General features: G+C 67.6%; 25 protein-coding genes. 12 read left to right on the top strand and 13 right to left on the bottom strand.

Translation table 11 applies throughout. The annotated features are described in order from the left end of the window. Position 1 precedes the first annotated feature (1 nt). From AB0M15_RS41420 to AB0M15_RS41395, 6 genes are all read right to left on the bottom strand, one after another. Complete coding sequence (locus tag AB0M15_RS41420; protein WP_363832786.1) at positions 2 to 781, bottom strand: ABC transporter ATP-binding protein; 780 nt, start codon at positions 779 to 781, stop codon at positions 2 to 4. Positions 782 to 890: 109 nt separating this feature from the next. Further along, positions 891 to 1,181: a hypothetical protein gene (locus tag AB0M15_RS41415; RefSeq protein WP_363832784.1), complete on the bottom strand. Its 291-nt coding sequence runs from the start codon at positions 1,179 to 1,181 to the stop codon at positions 891 to 893. Next, a complete protein-coding gene (locus AB0M15_RS41410; protein ID WP_363832782.1) occupies positions 1,181 to 1,852 on the bottom strand; it encodes a response regulator transcription factor in 672 nt (223 codons plus the stop codon). Before AB0M15_RS41410 ends, AB0M15_RS41415 begins: the two co-directional genes overlap by 1 nt. Next, positions 1,849 to 3,060, bottom strand: a complete 1,212-nt coding sequence (locus AB0M15_RS41405) for a sensor histidine kinase (RefSeq protein ID WP_363832780.1) — start codon at positions 3,058 to 3,060, stop codon at positions 1,849 to 1,851. Before AB0M15_RS41405 ends, AB0M15_RS41410 begins: the two co-directional genes overlap by 4 nt. 72 nt (positions 3,061 to 3,132) lie before the next feature. Further along, entirely contained in the window at positions 3,133 to 3,774 is a 642-nt protein-coding gene (locus tag AB0M15_RS41400; RefSeq protein ID WP_363832777.1) for a TetR/AcrR family transcriptional regulator, read from the bottom strand. A 52-nt stretch (positions 3,775 to 3,826) separates the two neighbouring features. Continuing rightward, positions 3,827 to 4,804: an acyl-CoA desaturase gene (locus tag AB0M15_RS41395; RefSeq protein WP_363832775.1), complete on the bottom strand. Its 978-nt coding sequence runs from the start codon at positions 4,802 to 4,804 to the stop codon at positions 3,827 to 3,829. 474 nt (positions 4,805 to 5,278) lie between these two features. Here AB0M15_RS41395 and AB0M15_RS41390 point away from each other — a divergent pair, with 474 nt between their 5' ends. Next, entirely contained in the window at positions 5,279 to 5,845 is a 567-nt protein-coding gene (locus AB0M15_RS41390) for a DUF6326 family protein (RefSeq protein WP_363832772.1), read from the top strand. A gap of 12 nt (positions 5,846 to 5,857) precedes the next feature. On the opposite strand, the gene AB0M15_RS41385 is transcribed toward AB0M15_RS41390, so the two are convergent. After that, positions 5,858 to 6,550: a DUF3558 family protein gene (locus AB0M15_RS41385; protein ID WP_363832770.1), complete on the bottom strand. Its 693-nt coding sequence runs from the start codon at positions 6,548 to 6,550 to the stop codon at positions 5,858 to 5,860. A 96-nt stretch (positions 6,551 to 6,646) separates the two neighbouring features. On the opposite strand from AB0M15_RS41385, the gene AB0M15_RS41380 reads away from it, so the two are divergent. Next, on the top strand, positions 6,647 to 7,153 hold the full coding sequence (locus AB0M15_RS41380; RefSeq protein WP_363832768.1) for a DinB family protein: 507 nt from the start codon (positions 6,647 to 6,649) through the stop codon (positions 7,151 to 7,153). A 172-nt stretch (positions 7,154 to 7,325) separates the two neighbouring features. On the opposite strand, the gene AB0M15_RS41375 is transcribed toward AB0M15_RS41380, so the two are convergent. Then, complete coding sequence (locus AB0M15_RS41375) at positions 7,326 to 7,685, bottom strand: YciI family protein (RefSeq protein WP_363832765.1); 360 nt, start codon at positions 7,683 to 7,685, stop codon at positions 7,326 to 7,328. A 48-nt stretch (positions 7,686 to 7,733) separates the two neighbouring features. Next, positions 7,734 to 8,240, bottom strand: a complete 507-nt coding sequence (locus AB0M15_RS41370; RefSeq protein ID WP_363832763.1) for a DinB family protein — start codon at positions 8,238 to 8,240, stop codon at positions 7,734 to 7,736. 34 nt (positions 8,241 to 8,274) lie between these two features. On the opposite strand from AB0M15_RS41370, the gene AB0M15_RS41365 reads away from it, so the two are divergent. The 3 genes from AB0M15_RS41365 to AB0M15_RS41355 are packed head-to-tail and all read left to right on the top strand — an operon-like array spanning position 8,275 to position 10,048. Continuing rightward, the gene (locus tag AB0M15_RS41365) at positions 8,275 to 9,162 is read left to right on the top strand and encodes an aminoglycoside phosphotransferase family protein (protein ID WP_363832761.1); all 888 of its coding nucleotides are present in this window, start codon (positions 8,275 to 8,277) and stop codon (positions 9,160 to 9,162) included. 13 nt (positions 9,163 to 9,175) lie between these two features. Next, on the top strand, positions 9,176 to 9,817 hold the full coding sequence (locus AB0M15_RS41360) for a hypothetical protein (protein ID WP_363832759.1): 642 nt from the start codon (positions 9,176 to 9,178) through the stop codon (positions 9,815 to 9,817). A gap of 18 nt (positions 9,818 to 9,835) precedes the next feature. Beyond that, on the top strand, positions 9,836 to 10,048 hold the full coding sequence (locus tag AB0M15_RS41355) for a hypothetical protein (protein ID WP_363832757.1): 213 nt from the start codon (positions 9,836 to 9,838) through the stop codon (positions 10,046 to 10,048). Here the strand turns inward: AB0M15_RS41355 and AB0M15_RS41350 are convergent. After that, a complete protein-coding gene (locus tag AB0M15_RS41350) occupies positions 10,045 to 10,374 on the bottom strand; it encodes a nucleoside triphosphate pyrophosphohydrolase family protein (RefSeq protein WP_363832755.1) in 330 nt (109 codons plus the stop codon). The genes AB0M15_RS41355 and AB0M15_RS41350 overlap by 4 nt on opposite strands. Positions 10,375 to 10,542: 168 nt before the next feature. Here AB0M15_RS41350 and AB0M15_RS41345 point away from each other — a divergent pair, with 168 nt between their 5' ends. From AB0M15_RS41345 to AB0M15_RS41335, 3 genes are all read left to right on the top strand, one after another. Next, entirely contained in the window at positions 10,543 to 11,787 is a 1,245-nt protein-coding gene (locus tag AB0M15_RS41345) for a hypothetical protein (protein WP_363832753.1), read from the top strand. An 86-nt stretch (positions 11,788 to 11,873) separates the two neighbouring features. Further along, the gene (glmU, locus tag AB0M15_RS41340; protein WP_363832751.1) at positions 11,874 to 13,340 is read left to right on the top strand and encodes a bifunctional UDP-N-acetylglucosamine diphosphorylase/glucosamine-1-phosphate N-acetyltransferase GlmU; all 1,467 of its coding nucleotides are present in this window, start codon (positions 11,874 to 11,876) and stop codon (positions 13,338 to 13,340) included. Continuing rightward, positions 13,337 to 14,317 (top strand): ribose-phosphate diphosphokinase, encoded by a 981-nt coding sequence (locus tag AB0M15_RS41335; RefSeq protein WP_363832749.1) that lies wholly within the window; start codon positions 13,337 to 13,339, stop codon positions 14,315 to 14,317. Before glmU ends, AB0M15_RS41335 begins: the two co-directional genes overlap by 4 nt. Here the strand turns inward: AB0M15_RS41335 and AB0M15_RS41330 are convergent. After that, complete coding sequence (locus tag AB0M15_RS41330; protein WP_363832746.1) at positions 14,314 to 14,964, bottom strand: hypothetical protein; 651 nt, start codon at positions 14,962 to 14,964, stop codon at positions 14,314 to 14,316. The genes AB0M15_RS41335 and AB0M15_RS41330 overlap by 4 nt on opposite strands. 140 nt (positions 14,965 to 15,104) lie before the next feature. Between AB0M15_RS41330 and AB0M15_RS41325 the strand changes: the two genes are divergently transcribed. Genes AB0M15_RS41325 through AB0M15_RS41310 form a run of 4 tightly spaced genes read left to right on the top strand, consistent with a single transcriptional unit; the run spans position 15,105 to position 19,303 of the window. Beyond that, a complete protein-coding gene (locus AB0M15_RS41325) occupies positions 15,105 to 17,150 on the top strand; it encodes a histidine kinase (protein ID WP_363832744.1) in 2,046 nt (681 codons plus the stop codon). Next, positions 17,138 to 17,770: a response regulator transcription factor gene (locus AB0M15_RS41320; protein ID WP_363832742.1), complete on the top strand. Its 633-nt coding sequence runs from the start codon at positions 17,138 to 17,140 to the stop codon at positions 17,768 to 17,770. Before AB0M15_RS41325 ends, AB0M15_RS41320 begins: the two co-directional genes overlap by 13 nt. A 17-nt stretch (positions 17,771 to 17,787) precedes the next feature. After that, positions 17,788 to 18,552, top strand: a complete 765-nt coding sequence (locus tag AB0M15_RS41315; protein ID WP_363832739.1) for an NAD(P)-binding domain-containing protein — start codon at positions 17,788 to 17,790, stop codon at positions 18,550 to 18,552. Continuing rightward, entirely contained in the window at positions 18,545 to 19,303 is a 759-nt protein-coding gene (locus AB0M15_RS41310) for a class I SAM-dependent methyltransferase (RefSeq protein WP_363832737.1), read from the top strand. The genes AB0M15_RS41315 and AB0M15_RS41310 overlap by 8 nt, the downstream gene beginning before the upstream one ends. Here the strand turns inward: AB0M15_RS41310 and AB0M15_RS41305 are convergent. Then, entirely contained in the window at positions 19,293 to 19,955 is a 663-nt protein-coding gene (locus AB0M15_RS41305) for a PhzF family phenazine biosynthesis protein (protein ID WP_363832735.1), read from the bottom strand. The two genes, AB0M15_RS41310 and AB0M15_RS41305, sit on opposite strands and share 11 nt — an antisense overlap. Positions 19,956 to 19,965: 10 nt before the next feature. Then, positions 19,966 to 20,829 carry a cobalamin-binding protein gene (locus AB0M15_RS41300; RefSeq protein WP_363832733.1) on the bottom strand — a complete coding sequence of 288 codons (864 nt, stop codon included), beginning with the start codon at positions 20,827 to 20,829 and terminating at the stop codon, positions 19,966 to 19,968. Between the last annotated feature and the right edge of the window lie 180 nt (positions 20,830 to 21,009).

Below are 21,009 nucleotides of genomic sequence, written 5' to 3'. Positions count from 1 at the left end.
GTCAGGCCCCCAGCTGCCGCAGGGCGCCGAGTACGGACTCCGGGGTGGGATCGGTCAGCTCGCCGGCCAGTTTGCCGTCGGCGAGCATCACTACGCGGTCGGCGTACGAGGCAGCCAGCGGGTCGTGTGTGACCATCACGACGGTCTGGCCGAACTCACGGACGCTCCTGCGCAGGAAGCCCAGTACTTCGGCGCCGGAGCGCGAGTCCAGGTTGCCGGTTGGCTCGTCGGCGAAGACCACCTCGGGCCGGCCGACGAGTGCGCGGGCGACGGCGACGCGCTGCTGCTGGCCGCCGGACAGCTCCGACGGGCGGTGCGTAAGCCGGTCCTGCAGGCCGAGAACGTCGATCAGCGTGGCCATCCATTGCTGGTCGGGCTTGCGGCCGCCGAGTTCCAGCGGGAGCAGGATGTTGTCCTTGGCCGAGAGCATCGGCAGCAGGTTGAAGGACTGGAAGACGAAGCCGATCCGGTCCCGCCGGATCTTCGTCAGCGCGGCGTCCGGGAGCTGGGTCAGTTCGGTCTCGCCGAGCAGTACCTGGCCCGAGGTCGGGGTGTCCAGGCCGGCCAGGCAGTGCATCAGGGTCGACTTGCCGGAGCCCGACGGGCCCATGATCGCGGTGAACCGCCCGACGCCGAAGTCGACCGAGACGCCGTCGAGCGCGGCGACCGCTGTGTCTCCCTGCCCGTAGACCTTGCGAAGTTCGTGTGCGCGGATGGCGGTCCGGTCAGCTGAGTCCTGCGGCAGACGCCCGGGCGCGAGTTCGCCGGTCTGGATGGTCATCGTTCTCCTCGGAAAAGGCCGGGGGCGAGACGTTCTCACCCACGTTCCAAGAAGTTACTGAGAATGCCCGGCGGAAGAGTCGGACCAGGGAATGGACTGTGCGTACGACCTAGGTCGTACTTTTCCTTGCCCACTCAGTGATTTCGTACGCCGCGCTGCCGGGTTGCGCCGGATCCCCGCTCAACTCGGTCGACGTCCACTTCGGATTCATCGACAGCTTGACGACGCTGCCGTCCCGCCGGTGCACATGCAGGTTGGAGATGTTCGGAAGGTCCCACTCGAACTTGGCGAAGTCGACCTCGGCGCGTGGGATCCGGTACCTGACGACGAACCAGGTGCGCAGGATCAGCGTGTCGTCGGTGAGTTCGTACCGAGCAGGGAACAGGCGGCGGAGGTTCATCAGTTGCTCGCCTTCACGATGCCGGTTTCGTAGCCGAGGACCACCAGGGCTACCCGGTCGCGGAGGCCGGTTTTGGCGAGGATGCGGCCGATGTGGGTCTTGACGGTTGCCTCGGACAACGTGAAGAGGGTGGCGATCTCGGTGTTCGACAGGCCGCGGGCGACCTCGACCAGTACTTCGCGCTCACGCGCGGTCAGGCCGTCGAGGTCGGGGCGCTCCGTCTCGCCGTCGGGGAGCGAGCCGGCGAAGTGCTCGAGCAGGCGGCGCGTCGTACTGGGGGAGACGACCGCGTCGCCGGAGTGCACCTGGCGGATCGCGCTCAGCAGGTCGGCCGGCGGGGTGTTCTTGAGCAGGAAGCCGGCCGCGCCCGCCTTGATCGCGGCGAACGCGTACTCGTCCAGGTCGAACGTGGTCAGCACGATCACCCTGGGGGCCTCGGGCAACGACTGCAGCTGCCTGGTCGCCTCGACACCGTCCAGCCTGGGCATCCGGACGTCCATCAGTACTACGTCGCTGGCGGTCACCTGGAGCTTCTCCAGCGCCTCGCCGCCGTCACCGGCCTGACCGACCACCCGCATGTCCGGCTGGGAATCCACCAGCATGGTGAACCCGGCGCGGACAAGTTCCTGGTCGTCGACCAGGAACACCCGGATGACGTTGTCGTCGGTCACTGACTTCCTCCGTTGGGCAGGTTGTACGGCAGCTTGGCGATCACCTCGTAACCGCCGCCCGCCTTGGGTCCGGCGTTCACCGTACCGCCCGAGATGGACGCGCGTTGCTGCATCCCGACCAGGCCGTGCCCGGGATCGCTGCTCGGCGCGACGCCGGCACCGCGCCCGTCGTCGCTGACCATCACGGTCAGCATCTCGCGCCCGAAGTCGAGATTGACGGAGGTAGCCGCTCCCGGCCCGGCGTGTTTGAGCGTGTTGGTCAACCCCTCCTGCACGATCCGGTACGCCGTGAGGCCCAGCAGCGCGGGGAGATCGCGCGGGGTGCCGGTGACGTCGTAGTCCACGGTGAGGCCCGCGTCGCGGACGTTGTCGATCAGCTCGGGCAGGCTTGAGATCCCGGGTTGCGGACGGGGCTGGTCCGGATCGAGCTCCTGCTGGGCGTCTTGTTTGAGCAGGCCGAGCATCTTGCGCATCTCGGTCAGCGACGCGCGGCCGGTGTCGCCGATGGTGGCCAGGGCCTTCTTCGCCTGCTCGGGGGAGGCGTCCGCGGCGTACAGTCCGCCGTCGGCCTGGACGATCATGATCGAGAGGCCGTGGGCGACGACGTCGTGGATCTCGCGGGCGATCCGGGTGCGCTCGTTCGAGACAGCCAGTTTGGACTCACGGTCGCGGTCTCGCTCTGCCTGGATGGCGCGTTCCTCGAGCTGAGCGACGTACAGGCCTCTGGTCCGGCGGCGTTCGCCGGTCGCCCAGACGCCGAACACCAGGGCGCCGAGCGCGACCATCATGGTGATCTGCTGACGCCAGTCGGAGCCGCTCCAGTAGCGGGAGGTCGCCATCAGGACGCCGAGGCCGCCGATGCCGAGGGCGATCCGGCTGTAGCGGACCTCGCCGTACACGGAGATCGCGTAGAGGGCGACGAGCAGGCCGACGTTGCCGGGCTGCAGTTCGATGCCGGCCAGCCATTGCAGGACAGCGACCGCGGAGACGGTGAAGAAGACCGGCTCCGGGCGGCTGCGCCGCCAGACCAGCGGTGCGAGCATGCCCAGCCCGATGATGCCGCCGAAGCCCGCCTGGGCGAAGCCGATCAGGCCGAGGAAGAAGGTGAGGGCACCTGCGAAGAGCAGGTCGAACGCCTGGCTGCGCGCGCCGATCTCTCGCCGGGGCGCCAGGATCCCAGCGAGGCTGCCCGTGATGCTCCCCGTCATGGTCGCCAGGTTACGGCGAAATCATGGCCGGCTGGTCATGCTGCGGGGGGATGTCGTTGTACTACCGCGGTCCTACTTGTGGGGGCGGGTCGCCAAAGTTGGCTTGGTCTCGAGGCCGGACAGGCCGTTCCAGGCGAGGTTGACCAGGTGGGCGGCGACGTCGGTCTTCTTCGGGCGGCGGACGTCCAGCCACCACTGGCCGGTCAAGGCGACCATCCCGACCAGCATCTGGGCGTACATCGGGGCGAACTTCGGGTCCAGGCCGCGGCGCTTGAACTCCTCGGCCAGGATGTGCTCGACCCGGGTGCCGACGTCGCTCAGGATCGAGATGAACGAGCCGCTGGACGAGCCGACGGGGGAGTCGCGGACCAGGATCCGGAAGCCGTCGGAGGAGTTCTCGATGTAGTCCAGCAGGGCCAGGGCGGCCTGCTCGACCAGTTCGTGCGCGCGGCCGGCGGTCAGGCTGGCCGTCACGGTGTCGAGCAGTTTGCGGACCTCGCGGTCGACGACTACGGCGTACAGGCCCTCTTTGCCGCCGAAGTGTTCGTACACGACCGGCTTGGAGACCTCGGCGCGGGCCGCGATCTCCTCGACCGAGGTCGCCTCGTAGCCCTTCTCGGCGAACAGGCCACGGGCGATCACGATCAGCTGCTCGCGTCGCTCGGCACTGGTCATCCGGACTCTGGTCGTGCGGCGCGGCTTGGGGTCGGTCACTTCGGGATCACGTCAGCATCATGCCGTAGATCGGGGTTAGAGGGTGGGAGATTTACGGTTGGGCGGTGACCCGACGGGCCTCGAGGCGCTCCTTGACCGGCCAGCGGACGTCGCTGACCCAGCGCATCTTCTCGAAGAACCAGATGGTCCTGGCCGAGGTGTCGAGCTGACCTCTGAGGACGCCGTGCCGGGCGCAGGTCGGGTCGGAGTGGTGCAGGTTGTGCCACGACTCGCCCTGGCTGAGGATCGCCAGCCACCAGACGTTGCCCGACTTGTCGCGGGACTTGAACGGCCGGTTGCCGATCGTGTGGCAGATCGAGTTGATCGACCAGGTCACGTGGTGCAGCAGCGCGATCCGGACCAGGCTGGCCCAGAAGAACGCGGTCAGCGCGCCCTCGATCGACCAGGACCACAGGCCACCGATGACGGCCGGCGCGAACAGGCTGACCAGCACCAGGAACGGGAACATCCGGGACACCTTGACGATGTCGCGGTCCTTGAGCAGGTCCGGCGCGTACTGCCGCTGCGGGGTCTGCTCGCTGTCGAACAACCAGCCGATGTGGGCGTGCCAGAACCCCTTGGTGAGGGCCTTGAGGCTGGTACCGTAGCGCCACGGGCTGTGTGGGTCGCCCTCGCGGTCGGAGAACTTGTGATGCTTGCGGTGGTCGGCCACCCAGCGGACCACGGGGCCCTCGATCGCGAGCGAGCCGGCGATCGCCAGGGCGTATTTGAGGGGCCGGTTCGGCTTGAACGACTTGTGGGTGAAGTACCGGTGGAAGCCGATCGAGATGCCGTGCCCGGAGATCGTGTAGAAGACGGCGGCGATCACGATGTCGCGCCAGCTGAGGAAGCCGCCCCACGCGATCGGTACGGCCGCAAGCACCGCCAGGAAGGGGATCCCGATGAACAGCGCCAGGGCTATTTGCTCCCACGGCCCCTTCTGCTCACCGCCGCGCGTCCCGCGATCAGTGTCGAACTCGCCAGCCTGCCGGGCGCCGGTGGGCGCCTCCGGAGCCGCAACTGGAGTCATGATTTTCCCTCGTGGTGGAGGACGGCTTTACCTACGCAACCGTAACCTACGGCGTCGTAGGTAAGGAACCCCTTCGCGTGTCACCTTGCCCACCCATGGCAGACTGTTCCGGCGTACCAGCGATCCCCCGTGGGGTAATCGGCAGCCCGCGAGACTTTGAATCTCGAAGATCTGGATCGAAACCAGGCGGGGGAGCAACGCAAGCCCCCAGGTCAGAGGCAACTCTGACCTGGGGCTCATCTTTCCCTACCCGTACTCGTCTGGCGGGCTGGAGGCTTGAGCCCACCCGAGCTCGTCGCGGGCAGGTGTGCCGGCGTACGGGACTCGTGTGACGTTGGTGTGCTGGCGCTTCTCCGGTCCTGATCGCGCTACGCGTGGGCTGAACGGCAGGCGGGAAGACGCAGGGTGGAGTTGCGCTAGGCGGCAGCGCCGGATCGGCCGAAAGTACGAGGGAGCGATCTTGCCATTGGCCAGGTGAACTCCGGCCTTCGGGCCGATATGTTCGCCGGCGGGCTCGGCGATCGTGGATCTACCGATCCTGAGACGACGACGGAGCCCATGATGAGAACACGTCAGGCCACCACCACACTGAAAGATCAGCCGATTTCGGTGAGAGGCAAGCTCGCCGCGGCGTGGACAAGTTTCATGTTCCTGTACGCCTACGTGGACATTCTCAACTTCTTCACGCCCGGCGTCATCGAAGACATCCTCGACGGCAGGGTCTTCGAGTTCGACCTCTCCCAGGCCTTTTCGACCACGGCGCTGAGCCTCGTGGCCGTCCCGATCCTCATGGTCGTGCTGTCGATGACGCTGCCCGCCGGGGCGAACCGCATCGCGAACCTCATCGTGGCCTCGCTCTACGTCCCCGTCTCGGCATTCAACGTGGTGGGCGAGTCCTGGACGTACTTCTACGGCCTTGGCGTCGCACTGGAGGTGATCCTTCTCGCCCTCATCCTGCGGTACGCCTGGACCTGGCCCCGCACCGCGTCGTCGGCGACCATGGCGACCAGCCCGGACCGTGAAACCGTTCGCGCCCAGTAGCAAGGACGCTTGTCAGCCGATGGCTCGGCGATGGGCTGACTTGGTGATCTTCTCGACCGCCTCGGTGGGCAGTGGGCCGTCGAGGCCGTTCGAGTCGGCAATCAGGACCGAGGCGAAGATCCCGGCGCTGCACATCTGACCCGAAACCGCCTTCGGATCCGAGCGCGTGGGGAGCACCGATACACCGAGCGGTGTGTTCGGCGGGAGACCCTGCAACTCCAGCATCTGCGAAAACAATGAACACGCCTCGTTCGGGTCGACGTCTTGTCCGGCCTCGACCAGTTTTACCGCGGCACGGAGCTTTCGCATGTTCTCCGCATCTGAGAACTGCCCAGAGGCTTCGATGGCCCGGATGGCCTCTGGCAGGGATCGCGCCCACTGTGAGGCGTCGAGGCCGATCACCTGCGCGAACCGGCCGTCGGGCGCCCTCCACTGGCAGTTGGGAAGTGCACCTGTCAGGCCGGGCTTCGCGGGGCCAGCGCCCTCCAGGAGTTGCGCGATCTCGGATGTTGTCAGCAGGCCGCAGGCGTCAGGTGCAACAGGCGAGCTCGACGCGGCCGCCGGCGAGTCCGGTGACGTGACAGTTGGCGTCGACTCTGAGGGCGGCGAAGAGGTGACCGCAGATGAGCAGCCAGTCGCCAGCGCGAGCGCCAACGCACCGATGAGAATACGCACTGCGGAAGTGTCACACAGATGAACGGTCATGGTTGTGCATCAGTTCGATGGAGGACAAATGTGATTCATCGGGACATCTGGGAAATTGATGGCGGAGAAGGCGGGGGTCTACGTAGGGTTGCCGGAATGTCGACGTGGAGTGTGCCTGAGCGAGTCGTGCCGCCGAACAATCCGGTCGATGAGCGGGCCGCGCTCGAGGATCGGCTTGAGTTCCAGCGGGCGACGTTGCTGATGAAATGTGGTGGGCTGACGCCGGAGCAATTGGCCTTGCGGTCGGTGCCGCCGTCGAGGCTTTCGCTGCTTGGACTGATTCGGCACATGTCTGGTGTCGAGGCGTGGTTCCATGAGTACGACGGCAAGCCGGACGACCTGTATTTCTGGGACTACGCGCCGGGTTCGACGAAGCGCAGCGACGAGGTCGATGTCACGCGGGCCGCGGACGACTTGGCGAGCTACCAAGCGAGTGTCGCCCGGTCGCGAGAAGCAGTTGCCGGGCTCAGCCTCGACGAAGTCAGCCCGGGCGAGGACTACACGCTGCGGTGGATCTACCTCCACATGATCGAGGAGTACGCCCGCCACAACGGTCACGCGGACTTCCTCCGCGAACGCATCGACGGCGCCACAGGCGAATAGCCTGCGCGCTCCGCAGCGTCAGACAGGCTGACAGAGTGGCGGGTACAGAAGCCGGGCTTGGCTGCTTCTGTACCGAGGCAGCGGCCTAGGCCAGCGGGTCCACTACCTCCGCTGGCTGGTCCATCTTGGAGATCCGCTGGAAGCGCCGTCAACAGCGCTTCTTCCGGGCGGGTTACTCGGTTCGGAACTGGGGTTTGAAGCGGCGGACTTCGTGGGGCCAGCCGCAGGCTTTGGCGACCTTGGCGGCCCAGAATTTGGCGGTTTCGTCGTCGGGGACGTCGACCAGGGCGAAGCCGCCCAGGAATTCTTTGGTTTCTATGTAGGGGCCGTCTGTCATTACCACCTCGCCGGTGGTGGGGTCGGCGGTGTAGACCGGGCCGTCTTCTTCCTCCAGGCCGCCGGCGAAGACGTAGACGCCGGCTTCCTTCATCTCGGTCGTTACTGCCCTGGCGAGGGGGCCGCGGGTGGCGAACCATTCTTCGGTGTGGTCGCCTACCCATTGCTGGTTGAAGTAGATGAGGTACTGCGGCATGACTGCTCCTTCGGGATCGAGCGGTACGGGTGTCCGCCTGCACCTACGCTACGAACGGGGGTTGGTGGATACGACAGGCTTGTCGATCAACTCGCGGATGATGTCCGCGTGGCCGGCGTGTTGGGCTGTTTCGGCGGTCATTCTGATCAGGAGGACGCCTAGCGTTGTTTCCTGGTGGCCGGGGGGCCAATGGGCTACGTGGCCTGGGGTGTCGAGGGTGAGTTCGGTGATGGTGGTGTCGGCGTGGGCGCAGGCTTTGCGGTAGACGTCGGTGATGTAGGCGGTTGATTCGTCGGGTGTGGCCCACATGTCGATCTCGGTGGAGGGGTCGTCGCGGAACCAGGTCGGGCGTTCGAGGGGTGGGCGGCCGAAGGATTCGCCGAGGTAGCCGTACTCGAGGCCGGCTAGGTGTTTGACGAGGCCGAGCAGGTTGGTGCCGGTTGGAGTCAGGGGGCGGCGTTGGTCGTACTGCGGTAGGCCGGTCAGGTTGTTGAGCATTGCGGCACGGTTGGTGCGCAGGGCTTTCAGGAGTTCGGTCTTCAGGTTGACGGTCATTGGGTACCTCCCTGGTGGAGCCTAGGGTGGGGCGATGATCGAGGTTCCTGGGGCGTTCGTGAGAGAGACCAGTGGGCGGGAAGGCGAGCGGGGGCGGGCTTGGCTTGATGTGCTGCCGGAGCTGATCGATCGGGCACTGGTGAGGTGGGAGCTCACGGTGGCGGGGCCGGTGATGCATGGGGCGGTTGGTGTCGTTGTACCGGTGAGCAGCGGTGATGGGACGGCTGCTGTTTTGAAGGTGTCGTTTCCTCATCCTGGCAATGTGGCTGAGCCGAAGGCGCTTGCGGTGTGGGCGGGGCGTGGGGCTGTGCGGTTGCTGGAGAACGATGCCGAGGCGTTCGCGATGGTGGTGGAGAGGGCGGGCGGCGAGTCCTTGCGGGACCTGCCGGATGCCGTCGAGCGGGTGGTGGTCGCGGGGCGGTTGAATCGGCGGTTGGCGGTGTCGGCGGCGGAGGAGTTTCCGTCGTTGATGGGGGTTGCCGATGAGTGGGCGAGGGAGATCGAGTCGCGGTACGGGAAGGTACGGACCGAGCTGCCGGATCGGCTCGTTGGGCGGGCGCTGGAGAGCTGTCGTGATCTGGCGAAGGAGCAGCCGAATCTGCTGGTGCATGGCGATATGAATTTCAGCAATGTACTCAGGGGCGGGCGCGAGCCCTGGCTGGTGGTCGATCCGAAAGGCTGGGCGGGGGATCCCGCTTATGACGCTGTCAACCTGCTGCGGGACCGTTGGCACACGATGCCGGATCTGGCGAAGACGCTGCCGTATCAGTTGGCGGCCTTCGCGGAGGCCGCTGAGCTGGACCGCGAGCGAGTCGTCCGCTGGGTCCAAGCATGCGGGGTCAAAGACACACTTTGGAGCGCCGAGTACGGCGAGCAGCACGGACGAGCCGGCGTGAGCGAAACCGTCGCGGGTATCGCCTGACGTATCGTCAGGCATGGCCGGTTGGGAGAGTCTGCGGGTGGATCTACGCCGGCTGTACGCGGAGTCGCCGGATGCGCTCGTGGGAGGGCCCAACCCTGACAGCGAACGGTCTGAGCGGCCGATCCACATCGAGCTGGACGCCTGGGCGACAGAGATCGCGGCCACGCTGCACGCGAAGTACGGGGAGTTTGTCGACCTGCGCGTCGGGGCGATGACTTTTCCGGCCGGTGAGCTGTGGGGGCGCGAGCGCTGGGATGAGCTGCGTGGAGCACCAGCTGAATCCGCTGGGCTGGAAGTGGACGCTATGGCGCCGTTGTCGGTCCGGACCGGGCGGTTCGCGCGTACGGAGGTACGGGTCACGAATCGGGCCTCGCACAGCCAGGTGCTGTCCACCAACGGCGAGCTGTCGTCGGTGGTGACCGACAGCTCCGGCAACGTGGTTGGCAGGTACGTCGGCCCGCAGCCCCTGTCGCTGATGGGGTTCGAGATCGAGCCTGACCAGACCCGCTCTGTACCTGTCCTGATCGGCACTGCCTCGGTGGTGCCCGACCTGGCGTATGCGGTCCCGCCCGGACGGTGGGAGCTGGTCATCGAACTCCAGGTCGGCAGCGAGAACCTGCTGTCCGCGCCGTTGGGCCTCACCGTCACGCCATAGCGACTACCTTCTGTTGCTATGGAAGCTGAGCGAGTCGAGGTCGATGGCGAACTGTTCGACGTACGCGTCGACGCACCCGGTCACTACCACTTCGACTGGATCTCCGGCCCGAACCCCGGCTACGGCTTCAGCTCGGCGACGTCGGACGCGTCGGCCCTGAGCGCTGCCGCAATGGAAGAGTCGATCCGCTCGTTCCTCAAGCAGGTCGACCCCACCACCGGCTACATCTAGCGGTTATCGCCGCTGCCGCCGAGCATCGCTCGTTTCTGCCTGTCGGCGAGCTTCGCGATGTTGAGTTGGGCGACGTCCTCGAGCGGGACGTCGAAGTAGTCAGCGATCACGGCGACGTACCACAGCGCGTCACCGAGTTCCTTGGTGAGATCATCGAGGTCCCACTGTGAGAAGTCGCTGTCCTTGTCGCGGACGATCTTCTTGGCTTTCTCGGCGATCTCGCCTGTTTCGCCCACCAGGCCGAGCAGAAGGTGGAACAGCTCGTTGTGTTTCTCCTTCGGCGCGGCCGTGCGAAGAGCTGCCTGTTGGTAGGCGTTCATCTCCATGGCGGCAACCCTACGAGTGGTCTGGGGCGGTGTACCTAAGAACAGGTAGTAGTTGGTGGGGTGGGTGGTTGTTGCGGGTGGGGTGCGGGGCGGGAGGCGGTGTTGGGGTAGTACTGCCTGTTGGTCGGTACGGGGAACGGTGGGAATTGGTGTCTGGGGTGGGGGTGCGTGACGATGGGGCGCGTGCGTGGGTTGCGTGGGGTGTGGTGGACGCCGGTGATTGCGGCGTTGGTGGTTGGGGGCGGGTTGTGGTTGGCGATCACGCCAACCGCGAGCACTGCGCGGCTCACGACCGAGGCGACTCGTGGGGTGTCGTTGCAGACCATGTGGCCTAGCCGGACCGGCGCGGTGGATCCGGCGTTGGCCAGTGCGGTGGATGTGAGTTTGGCTCGGCGGGGGATTGCCATCCAGACCAACAACGAGAAGTTGTTTCTGCAGGATGTGGTGCCGGCTCTCAAGCCCAGGCAGGCGCAGTTGTTCCGCAATCTCCAGGCGATCGGGATGAGCGTCGTCTATCGGCGCGCTGAGCCTTGGGAGAATGTGAAGGGGCAGCCCGGTACCTTCCGGGTCAGTATGCGGTTCACGCTGACCGGCAGCAGGCTTGAGCAGGCGGCTACGGATGTGGGGTACAGCTACGTCACCCGTAAGGGGCGGCTGTGGATGACGTCCGATCGGGCGCTCGATCAGGAGATCGGGGCCAATCGGCAGCCCTGGGATTTCGGGCCCATCGCAGTACTACGTAAGCCCAACGTCGTCGTCATCACCAACCAAGGCCAGCTGGCCAGAGCGCAGCGTCTCGCCAACGAGACGGTTGCGGCTGCCAAGCGGGTCAGGGCCATCTGGCCGGGACAGCTCCAGGTCGTCCCGTACGTCGTTGCGCTGCGCGACCCCCAGGTCCTGACCGAGATCCCACCGACCATCCCCGGCGCCGAGCCGGCCCAGGTGCGGGCCATGCTCAGCCCCGCCATCGGCTCCATCCAACCCGCGGGCGGTTGGGTGGTACTTCGCCAAACCACCCTGACCCAAGCCCAGATGACTCACGCTCTCATGCACCTCCTCCCCGTCAGACTCGGCGACGGAGCACCCCACTGGCTGGCCGAGGGCATGGCTCAATACGCCGAACTCCAGGCCCTCACCCCGGCCGAGCGAGCCGCCAGACGCGCCGAACTCACGAAGCAACAGCTCGCCCAGCTCACCCGCCTCCCGGACGACGACGAGCCCGTCGACGAGGCCGTCAGCCTCCGTGCGGTGGAGCAGTTGGTCGCTGAAGCGGGAGTGAAACCGGTCACGGAGTACTACCGCCAAGTCGCCCGTCGTGGCTACAACGACGCTGCCAGGGACCGGCTGATGCAGGAATACACCGGCTTCACCGAGGAGCGGCTGGTGGAGTCCGTGCGAAGGTCTGCCGGCTGAGCAAGTAGGCTGACGAAGGCACCGTACCGAGTGTCCGTAGACAGCTGTTCCAGCCGAACTTGCCGGGAACTCGAGGAGAAGACCGAGTGACTTCCCACCGTCCTGCCTCCGTCATCATCATGGCCGCCGGGCAGGGGACGCGGATGAAATCCGCCCTCCCCAAGGTGCTCCACGAGATCGGTGGGCGCAGTCTCGTCGGCCACGCCGTGGTCACCGCGCGGGCGCTCGCCCCGGAGCACCTCGTGGTCGTGGTCGGTACCGGCCGTGAGCTGGTCGAGGCGCACCTGGCCGAGGTCGACCCCGGAGTCCGTACCGCCGTCCAGGAGCAGCAGCTGGGCACCGGCGACGCGGTCCGCTCCGGCCTCACCGCCGTACCGGCCGATTTCGGCGGTACCGTCGTCGTCACGTCGGGTGACGTCCCGCTGCTCGAGGCGGAGACCCTGAAGGAGCTCGTCGCCGAGCACGAGCGCAGCGGCAACGCCATCACCGTGCTGTCCGCGCGGGTGCCGGACCCGACCGGCTACGGCCGGATCATCCCCGGAGACGACGGCAGCGTGGCGGCCATCGTCGAGCACAAGGACGCCAGCCCCGAGCAGCGCCGGATCGACGAGATCAACGCCGGCATCTACGCGTTCGACGCGGCCACCCTGCGCGACGGGCTGACCCGGATCACCACCGACAACGCGCAGGGCGAGCTGTACCTGACCGACGTACTGGCGATCGCGAAGAGCGACGGCAAGCGGGTCGGCGCGTACGTCACCGAGGACGCGATGCAGACCGAGGGCGTGAACGACCGGGTCCAGTTGGCCACCCTGCGCGCCGAGCTCAACCGCCGCACCCTCGACACCCTGATGCGGGCCGGCGTCACCGTGGTCGACCCGAACACCACCTGGGTCGACTCCACCGTCACCCTCGACCGCGACGTCACCCTGCTGCCGAACACCCAGCTGCACGGCGCCACCAAGGTCGCCACCGGCGCCACGATCGGCCCGGACACCACGCTGACCGACATCGAGGTCGGCGAGGGCGCCACCATCATCCGCACGCACGGCTTCGGCGCTGTGATCGGCGCTCAGGCGAGTGTCGGGCCGTTCGCGTACCTCCGCCCCGGCACCACGTTGGGCGTCAAGGGCAAGATCGGCACCTTCGTCGAGACCAAGAACGCGTCCATCGCGGACGGCGCCAAGGTCCCGCACCTCACGTACGCCGGCGACGCGACGATCGGTGAGGGCGCGAACATCGGCGCCGGCACGATCTTCGCCAACTACGACGGCGTCGACAAGTTCCACTCCACCATCGGCAAGTACTCGTTCGTCGGCAGCAACTCGGTACTGATCGCGCCGGCCGACATCGCCGACGGCGCGTACGTCGCCGCCGGCAGCGCGATCGACACACCCGTCGGACCGGGCGAGATCGCCGTCGCCCGCGGCCGGCAGCGCAACATCAAGGGCTGGGTCGCCCGCAGGCGTGCCGGTACGAAGACCGCGAAGGCTGCGGAACAGGCGCTCCAGGGTGACACTGGCGAGAAGGACCAACGGGAGGCGCGGCCATGAGTGGAATGAAACGGGCGACCGAGAAGAACCTGATGGTGTTCTCTGGACGGGCCCACCCGGCGCTGGCGGAGCAGGTCGCGGAGGAGCTCGGCTCCGGCCTGGTGCCGACCTCGGCGTACGACTTCGCCAACGGTGAGATCTACGTCCGGTTCGAGGAGTCGGTCCGTGGCTCGGACGCGTTCGTGATCCAGAGCCACACCTCGCCGATCAACGAGTGGATCATGGAGCAGCTGATCATGGTCGACGCGCTGAAGCGGGCGTCGGCCAAGCGGATCACCGTGGTGCTGCCGTTCTACGGGTACGCCCGGCAGGACAAGAAGCACCGCGGCCGGGAGCCGATCTCGGCCCGGCTGATGGCCGACCTGTTCAAGACGGCCGGCGCGAACCGGCTGATCTGCGTCGACCTGCACACCTCGCAGATCCAGGGCTTCTTCGACGGCCCCGTCGACCACCTGATGGCGCTGCCGATCCTGACCGACTACGTACGGGAGAAGTACGGCGAGCAGCAGCTGGCCGTGGTCTCCCCGGACGCCGGCCGGATCAAGGTCGCCGAGCAGTGGTCGGCCCGGCTGAACAACGCGCCGCTGGCCTTCATCCACAAGACCCGCGACATCGACCGGCCGAACGAGACCGTCGCCAACCGGGTCGTCGGTGAGGTCAAGGGCCGGGTCTGCATCCTGGTCGACGACATGATCGACACCGGTGGAACGATCACCAAGGCGGCCGACGCGCTGATGGCCGACGGCGCCGCGGGCGTGGTGATCGCCGCGACCCATGCCATTCTGTCCGGTCCGGCAGTGGACCGGCTGAAGAACTGCCAGGCCACCGAGGTGATCGTCACCAACACGCTGCCGATCGCCGCCGAGCGCGAGTTCGACAAGCTGACCGTGCTGACCATCGCGCCGCTGATCAGCCAAGCCATCCGCGAGGTGTTCGAGGACGGCTCGGTGACCAAGCTCTTCGACGGTCGCGCCTAGACCGCCGCTTTCTTCCAGGCGTAGTACGCCGTACCGAGGCTGGCGGCGGTCATCGGTACGGCGGTGATCAGACCGGCGACCCCGTTGCCCGGTACGACGAACGTCGCCACGATCGTCAGCCAGAGCACCGGGATCCACCGCGGTACGGCGCGCGAACGCAGCAGCCCGACCGCCTGGACAACGGTGCCGATGGCAACGAGTAGCGAGCCCGGGATCAACGCGCCGAAGATGTGCGCCATGTCGTCGTTGATCCGCTCGATCACCGAAGGATCGACCCCCGGCGCAGTGGCGAAGTAGTACGCCGACGCCCAGCCGCCGACGCCCACGGCGTACAGGGCGGTGCCGATCCACATGATGATGCCGCCGACCGTTGCCCACGCGGCGCCGCGTGCCCGGACGAGGTAGACGGTCAGCAGGGCCTGGGCCGGGACGTTGATGACCAGGTTCGAGGCCAGCGCGACGAGGAGTACCCACCACAGGGTGCGGTGCGGCTGGATGTCGGCGTACGAGTAGGTCTCGCCGCCGCCCGATGGCTCGGGCCACAGCAGGCCGCCGGGGAGGGCGGCCAGGGCGGTGAGGGCCAGGGCGATGGCGACGTAGCCGACCCGGCGTGGGGCGGCGGTGCGGACAAGGGTTTCGGTAGACATTTCTGGTACCCCCTGATGGAGAATTTCGGACCTTCCCAGCGAACCGTCAGGGGGTGGGCGGGCACATCGGAGCGGGCGCGGAGATGGATCTCCGTGGTAACCCGGAGCCGGGGCGGCCGCCGCGGACTTACTCTGACGGCATGCGGTGGCCGCGATGGGCGACGCTCGGCCTCTTCCTGCTCGTCCTGACGATGGCGGCGGGAAGCAGCTGGCTGCTGCTTACGCACGCGGCGGCCGAGCACACGGTCCGCAACTTCGTAGCCCTCGGCACCGTCTGTACTGCGATCGCCCTCCTCGGCCTACTCATCAACCGCAGAGCCCCCGACAACCTGGTCGGCCTACTCCTGACCTGGGTCGGCACGATCGCCATGTTCCTCGCCGCCCGCGACGTGTACTACGCAATAGTCGCCGCGGGCGGATCTGGCGGAGGATCCGGCTCCGGCGGACCGGACGGGCCCGGCGCCCTGCCCGCACCCCCCGGTGCGGCCGCCGGTGCAGGCACGCTGCCGCTCGACAGCCGGGTCGTGGCTTTGCTCGACGAGAGTGGCTGGTGGCTGTTCATCGCTGTCGGGCTGCTTCTTCTTCACTTCCCGGACGGGCTGCTGCCCGGACGGCGGTGGCGGGTGGTTGCCGGCCTGCTGCTGGTGCTCGGTTTTGCCCAGCAGGTTTTTGGGGCGGTGGCGACGATTCCGTTCCCGGCGCCGTTGCAGGATCTGCCCAGGCCCTTCGGGCGGCCGCCATTGCTGGTCCGGGTGCTCAGTGAGGTTGTCTTCGGACTGATGCTGGCGCTGCTGATCGCTGCCGCGGTCTCGCTCTTCGTGCGCTTCCGCCGCTCCACCGGCCGCGTGCGGGCCCAGCTCAAATGGCTCTCCCTCGCGGGCCTCGCCGTCGTCACGTACCCGTTCGTCTGCCTCTCCGAAATCCTCGTCAGCGGCACGACCGGCCTGATCTCAACGGTCTTCGGCATCGCCACCCTGGTCGCCCTACCCGCCTCGGTGGCCGTCGCCATGCTCCGCCACGACCTGTACGACGTGGACCGCGTGATCGCCGACACGGTCACCTACGCGATCGTCATGGTCGTCTTGCTCGGCACGTACGCCGTGACCGCGCTGACCCTGGGACTCTTCCTGGGCAAGGGATCTGCCACCGCCGCCGCGATCGCCACCGCGGCCTGCGCGCTGGTACTGGCACCCCTGCGAGCCCGACTGCAACGCATGGTCGATCGCCGCCTCTACCCACCCCGCCGAGCCGCCCTGCTCGCGATCGAGGACTTGCAACGCCGGATCCACACCGACCAGGCCCAACCGGAGGATCTGGAGAGGTCTCTCCAGACCGCCCTGAGAGATCCCACGCTGCGGGTCGGCCTGCTGGTGCCCGGCGCTTCCGGTTTCATCGACGCGAAGGGGCAGCCGGTCGGGACGAGCGGCGGCGTCCCGGTGATGCTGGGCGGAGTACAGATCGGACTGTTGGAGGGTGAGACCGGTCCCGCCGTACTCCGCGCTGTCGCGACCAGCGCCGCAAGCCTCGTCGAGGTCAGTAGGCTGCGAGCCGAATTGGCTGGAGCACTGCGTGAGGTGGAAGCCAGCCGCACCCGACTCGTCCAGGCCGGCGACCAGGAACGCCGCCGCCTGGAACGCGACCTCCACGACGGCGCCCAGCAGCGACTCGTCTCGCTCGGCATGGCCATGCGGCTGGCGCAGCGGCATCTCGACGACGGCACGGTCGACGTGAACGGGCTGCTCGATCAGGGTGTTGCCGAGCTGGCGACTGCGATTGCCGAGCTCCGCCAGATCGCGCACGGGTTGCGGCCGACCAGCCTCGACGACGGGTTGCACGCGGCGCTCACGGCGATCACGCAGACCTTGCCGATCCCGGTTCAGCTGCACATCGGGCCGGGGGAGTTGCCGGAGGATCTGGCGACGACGGCGTACTTCGTGGCGGCCGAGGCGGTCGCCAACGCTGCGAAGTACTCGCGGGCGACGTCGATCGCGGTACGGGTCGCGCAGTCGGCTGATGATGTGAGGATTCGCGTCGAGGATGACGGGTGTGGGGGTGCGATGCCGCGGCCTGGTTCGGGGTTGAGTGGGTTGGTGGATCGCGTCGCGGCGGTCGGCGGGTCGTTCTCGATGAACAGTCCGGCTGGGCGCGGTACGACGATCGAGGCGGTACTGCCATGCGGATCGTGATCGGGGAGGACTCGGCGCTGTTCCGCGAGGGGCTCGCGCGGTTGCTCGACGACGCCGGCCACGAGGTGGTCGGGCGGGCCGGTGATGCCGTGAGCTTGTTGACCGTGGTGGCGGAGACCGCACCCGACCTCGCGGTGATCGACATCCGGATGCCGCCCGACCATACCGACGATGGCGCTCGGGCGGCGCGGCAGCTGAGGACTTCGTACCCGTCGCTCGGGATCGTCTTGCTGTCGCAGCATGTGGAGACGCGGCACTCGGTCGAGCTGGTGAGCACGGGCGGATTCGGGTATCTGCTCAAGGATCGGGTGCTGGATGTCGATCAGTTCCTGGATGCGCTGACCCGGGTCGCCGCGGGCGGTTCTGCGTTGGATCCCGAGGTCGTCGGACGGCTGCTGGGACGGGCGGATCGCCTTGCTGCGTTGACGCCGCGTGAGAAGGAGGTCCTCGCATTGATGGCGGAGGGCTGCACCAACGCGGGCGTCGGCCGGCGGTTGTGGCTCAATGAGCGCACTGTGGAGACGCACGTTGCGAGCATCATGGGCAAGCTCGGGCTGTACTCGAATGCCGAACACAATCGCCGCGTTCTCGCAGTACTGGCATATCTTGGCCAGAACTGACCGAACAGAGGTGCTGAATGCGAATCGCTGTCTTCCACCCCGGCGCGATGGGCTCCCAACTGGCCCACCAACTGGTTGCTGCAGGCCACGAAGTGCACTGGGTGCCTGAAGGGCGCAGTGCCGCGTCCGTCGAGCGGGCTGAGGCTGCAGGCTTGATCGGTACCTCGTTCGCTGACGCGGTGGCGTCGGCCGACGTCGTGCTCTGCTCCTGCGCGCCCCAAGGCGCGCTCGACATCGCCCGCCAGGTAGGGGCTGCAGGCTTCGCCGGCATCTACATCGAGGCCAACCCCCTCTCCCCGAAGTCGCTCCAAGTCGCCCGGGACGCATTGCCCGCCGCAACCTTCGTCGACGCCGGCGTTGTCGGCCCACCACCAACCGGCGGTCCGAGCCCGACCCACCTGATGCTCTCCGGCTCCGCCGCTGCTGCAGCCGCTGACCTGTGGGCCGAAACTGCGGTGACTCCGATGGTCGTAGGAGATACCGTGGGGGCAGCTAGCGCCGCAAAGTCCGCCTATGCCCTTTATAACAAGGGAAAAGCAGCGCTTGCTGTGCTGGCTTTTCAATTGGCGGAGAAGCATGGGGTGACAGAGGCGTTGACGGCCCAGCAGGTGCGAGCAGATGCAGGGTCGTTGAAGGATCCGGGGTTGCCGGACGCGCTGCGGAGTGTGGCGTGGCGGTGGGGCCCGGAGTTCGACGAGTTGGGTGAGACGTTGGACGCGGCTGGTCTTGAAGGCGACGCTGCGAGAGCCCTCCGCAAAGTCTGGAGCAAGCTTGATGAGTGATGCGTTCTACTCGCACGCGAAGCTGTACGACCTGATGTTCCCGGGCGGCGGGCCCTCGGTCGACTTCTACCGGGCTGAGGCCGATCGGCAAGGCGGGAGCGTACTGGAACTCGGCTGCGGCACCGGGCACAAGCTGATCCCGATCGCCGCCGACGGGCATCCGTGCGTCGGCCTGGACTTCTCGTCGGAGATGCTGGCTGAGGCGCAGCGGAAGGCGGGCGAGCGCGGTGTAGCTGTGGAATGGATCCAGGGTGACATGCGGGCCTTCGATCTCGGCCGTACCTTCGACATCATCTTCATCACAGCTAATTCCGTGCTGCATCTGCAGGAGGCCGAGGACCTGGCGAGCTGCTTCGAGTCGGTGCGAAAGCACCTGGCACCCGGAGCACGGCTCGTCTTCGATGTCTTCAACCCGAGCGTGCGGCTGCTTGCCGAAGCCGATGGCGTACGGCGTACCCGGGAGGCGTTGTCGTTCGTCGACCCTGACCGTGGCAAGGTCGGCGTCGACGTCGCTGAGAACTACGACGCGGCCGCGCAGGTCACCCGTGGGACGTGGTACCTCTCGACCGACTCCGAGCCCGACTTCGTCGTCGTGCCGCTCGAGATCAGGAGCATCTTTCCGCGGGAGTTGCCGCTGCTCGTCTCACTCGGCGGCCTCCGGCTCGTCGAGCGCTTCGGCGACTGGTCCGGGCGACCGTTCGCCGCCGATGCGCAGCTTCAGCTTTGCATCTGCGAGCCCGTCAGTCCTTGACGACCCGGCCGCCGACTTCGGCGTACGACGGGGGACCGGGCTGAGCGAGGACCAGGGAGCCGTTGCCGTGGTGGATGGTGAGGCGACGGCCAAGGGCAGCGGCGAGGCGCATGGAGGCCGAGCCGCAAGCTTCGTCTTCGGGGATGCCGAAGCGGCGGCCGAAGACGCGGACCCGGACTGTGCCGGCCTGCTCGTCCTCCCAGGCCCAGAGCTGAGTCGCGTCCTGCTCCGGAGCGAGCGGGCCGGTGAGCTGGTCGACCGCCTCGGGGGAGTCGAGGCGCTCGTGCCACCAGGGCGGTGCGGAGGCGAGTGGGCCGCGGACCCAGACGTCGTCGCCGTCCTGCCAGGTGGGTACTTCGCCGGCCGGAGGCCGTAGTACGGCGGGGGCCTTGCCCAGCTCGCGAGTGAGCACCCAGGCGGCGCCGACCGACGGATGCCCGGCAAACGGGAGCTCGACCGCCGGCGTGTAGATCTTGAAATCGGCCCGCTCGAGATCGTCGAAGAAGATCGTCTCCGGGTAGCCGAGCTCCGCCGCGAGCTTCTGCCGCTCCGCCGGATCGGGGATCGAGGCGCCGTCGAGCACCACCCCGAGCTTGTTCCCGAAGTTGCCGGCTGGATCCGCGAACACCCGCACCACCTGCACGTCAGTCATACAGGTGACGTTATCTGAGGCGGCGAGCCACAGTCGGGTCTACCGGGCCGTCGTGGAGCAGGCCGGCCAGCGCTTCGACGCCATCTACCAGGCGGGGGCCGGGGCGGGCGAAGCAGCCGTTGGCGTCTACTGCCCAGACCGGTACTGCGGGTGGAAGTGCCCCGTTGTCGAGTAGTTCCTGGGTGAGGGTGGTTGCGGCGTCGAGGTCGAAGCCGCAGGGGGCCGAGACGATCACTTCCGGGCGGGCCGCCTCGATGGCCGGCCAGGTGGTGCGTACGGAGCGGAGGCCGGCTGTGCCCAGGACGCTGACGCCGCCGGCGTAGTCGATCATCTCCGGAACCCAGTGGCCGGGCGCGAACGGTGGGTCGGTCCACTCGAGCAGCATCACCCGGGCGCTGCCCTGGATGCGGACCTTCGCCAGGCGCTTGCGCAGGTCCTCGACGAAGCGCCCGGCGGGGCGGCCGATCGCCTTGCCGATCACCTCGATCGAGTCGAACACTTCGTCGAGGTCGTGCGGGTCGGTGGTCACCACGTCGGCCTGGCAGCCGAGATAGGACAGCGCCTCCTCGACGTCGTCGATGTCGATCGCGCAGACCTGGCAGAGGTCCTGGGTGATGACGAGATCCGGGTCGAGGGCGCGGAGGGCGTCGCGGTCGAGCTTGTAGAGGTCCTCGCCGGCGGCGACCCGTTCGCGGACGGCGGTGTCGATCTGCAGCGGGGTGAGGCCTTCGGGGAGATTGGTGGTGGAGACGATCCGCCGGGCCCGTGCCTCGGCCGGGTAGTCGCACTCGAAGGTCACGCCGAGAACGTCGTCGCCGCCCCCGAGGGCGAAACAGATCTCGGTGGCCGACGGCAGCAGAGAGACAATCCTCATTTTCACAACCCTAAGGCGTAATCCTGGGTCGTGGGGGGGGGGGGGGGGCGGGCGGGGGGGGGGGGGGGGGGGGGGGGGGGGGGGGGGGGGGGGGTGGGGGGGGCCGGGGGGGGGGGGGGGGGGGGGGGGAGGCGGTCTGGGATGGTGGCCAGGCGGCCTTGGTAGAAAGCTGCGTTGCTG

The organism is Kribbella sp. NPDC051718 (assembly GCF_040681515.1).
GTDB lineage: Bacteria > Actinomycetota > Actinomycetes > Propionibacteriales > Kribbellaceae > Kribbella.
This window is presented reverse-complemented; position numbering and strand designations above follow the sequence as displayed.

Bases quoted from the DNA above. Each gene is read 5' to 3' on its own strand.
- AB0M15_RS41375 (WP_363832765.1), bottom strand. From the start codon at position 7,685: ATGCCGCAGTACCTCATCTACTTCAACCAGCAATGGGTAGGCGACCAC.
- AB0M15_RS41315 (WP_363832739.1), top strand. From the start codon at position 17,788: ATGCGAATCGCTGTCTTCCACCCCGGCGCGATGGGCTCCCAACTGGCC.
- AB0M15_RS41380 (WP_363832768.1), top strand. From the start codon at position 6,647: ATGTCGACGTGGAGTGTGCCTGAGCGAGTCGTGCCGCCGAACAATCCG.
- AB0M15_RS41385 (WP_363832770.1), bottom strand. From the start codon at position 6,550: ATGACCGTTCATCTGTGTGACACTTCCGCAGTGCGTATTCTCATCGGT.
- AB0M15_RS41320 (WP_363832742.1), top strand. From the start codon at position 17,138: ATGCGGATCGTGATCGGGGAGGACTCGGCGCTGTTCCGCGAGGGGCTC.
- AB0M15_RS41395 (WP_363832775.1), bottom strand. From the start codon at position 4,804: ATGACTCCAGTTGCGGCTCCGGAGGCGCCCACCGGCGCCCGGCAGGCT.
- AB0M15_RS41360 (WP_363832759.1), top strand. From the start codon at position 9,176: ATGGCCGGTTGGGAGAGTCTGCGGGTGGATCTACGCCGGCTGTACGCG.
- AB0M15_RS41310 (WP_363832737.1), top strand. From the start codon at position 18,545: ATGAGTGATGCGTTCTACTCGCACGCGAAGCTGTACGACCTGATGTTC.
- AB0M15_RS41355 (WP_363832757.1), top strand. From the start codon at position 9,836: ATGGAAGCTGAGCGAGTCGAGGTCGATGGCGAACTGTTCGACGTACGC.
- AB0M15_RS41350 (WP_363832755.1), bottom strand. From the start codon at position 10,374: ATGGAGATGAACGCCTACCAACAGGCAGCTCTTCGCACGGCCGCGCCG.
- AB0M15_RS41335 (WP_363832749.1), top strand. From the start codon at position 13,337: ATGAGTGGAATGAAACGGGCGACCGAGAAGAACCTGATGGTGTTCTCT.
- AB0M15_RS41405 (WP_363832780.1), bottom strand. From the start codon at position 3,060: ATGACGGGGAGCATCACGGGCAGCCTCGCTGGGATCCTGGCGCCCCGG.
- AB0M15_RS41420 (WP_363832786.1), bottom strand. From the start codon at position 781: ATGACCATCCAGACCGGCGAACTCGCGCCCGGGCGTCTGCCGCAGGAC.
- AB0M15_RS41370 (WP_363832763.1), bottom strand. From the start codon at position 8,240: ATGACCGTCAACCTGAAGACCGAACTCCTGAAAGCCCTGCGCACCAAC.
- AB0M15_RS41305 (WP_363832735.1), bottom strand. From the start codon at position 19,955: ATGACTGACGTGCAGGTGGTGCGGGTGTTCGCGGATCCAGCCGGCAAC.
- AB0M15_RS41415 (WP_363832784.1), bottom strand. From the start codon at position 1,181: ATGAACCTCCGCCGCCTGTTCCCTGCTCGGTACGAACTCACCGACGAC.
- AB0M15_RS41325 (WP_363832744.1), top strand. From the start codon at position 15,105: ATGCGGTGGCCGCGATGGGCGACGCTCGGCCTCTTCCTGCTCGTCCTG.
- AB0M15_RS41300 (WP_363832733.1), bottom strand. From the start codon at position 20,829: ATGAGGATTGTCTCTCTGCTGCCGTCGGCCACCGAGATCTGTTTCGCC.
- AB0M15_RS41330 (WP_363832746.1), bottom strand. From the start codon at position 14,964: ATGTCTACCGAAACCCTTGTCCGCACCGCCGCCCCACGCCGGGTCGGC.
- AB0M15_RS41365 (WP_363832761.1), top strand. From the start codon at position 8,275: ATGATCGAGGTTCCTGGGGCGTTCGTGAGAGAGACCAGTGGGCGGGAA.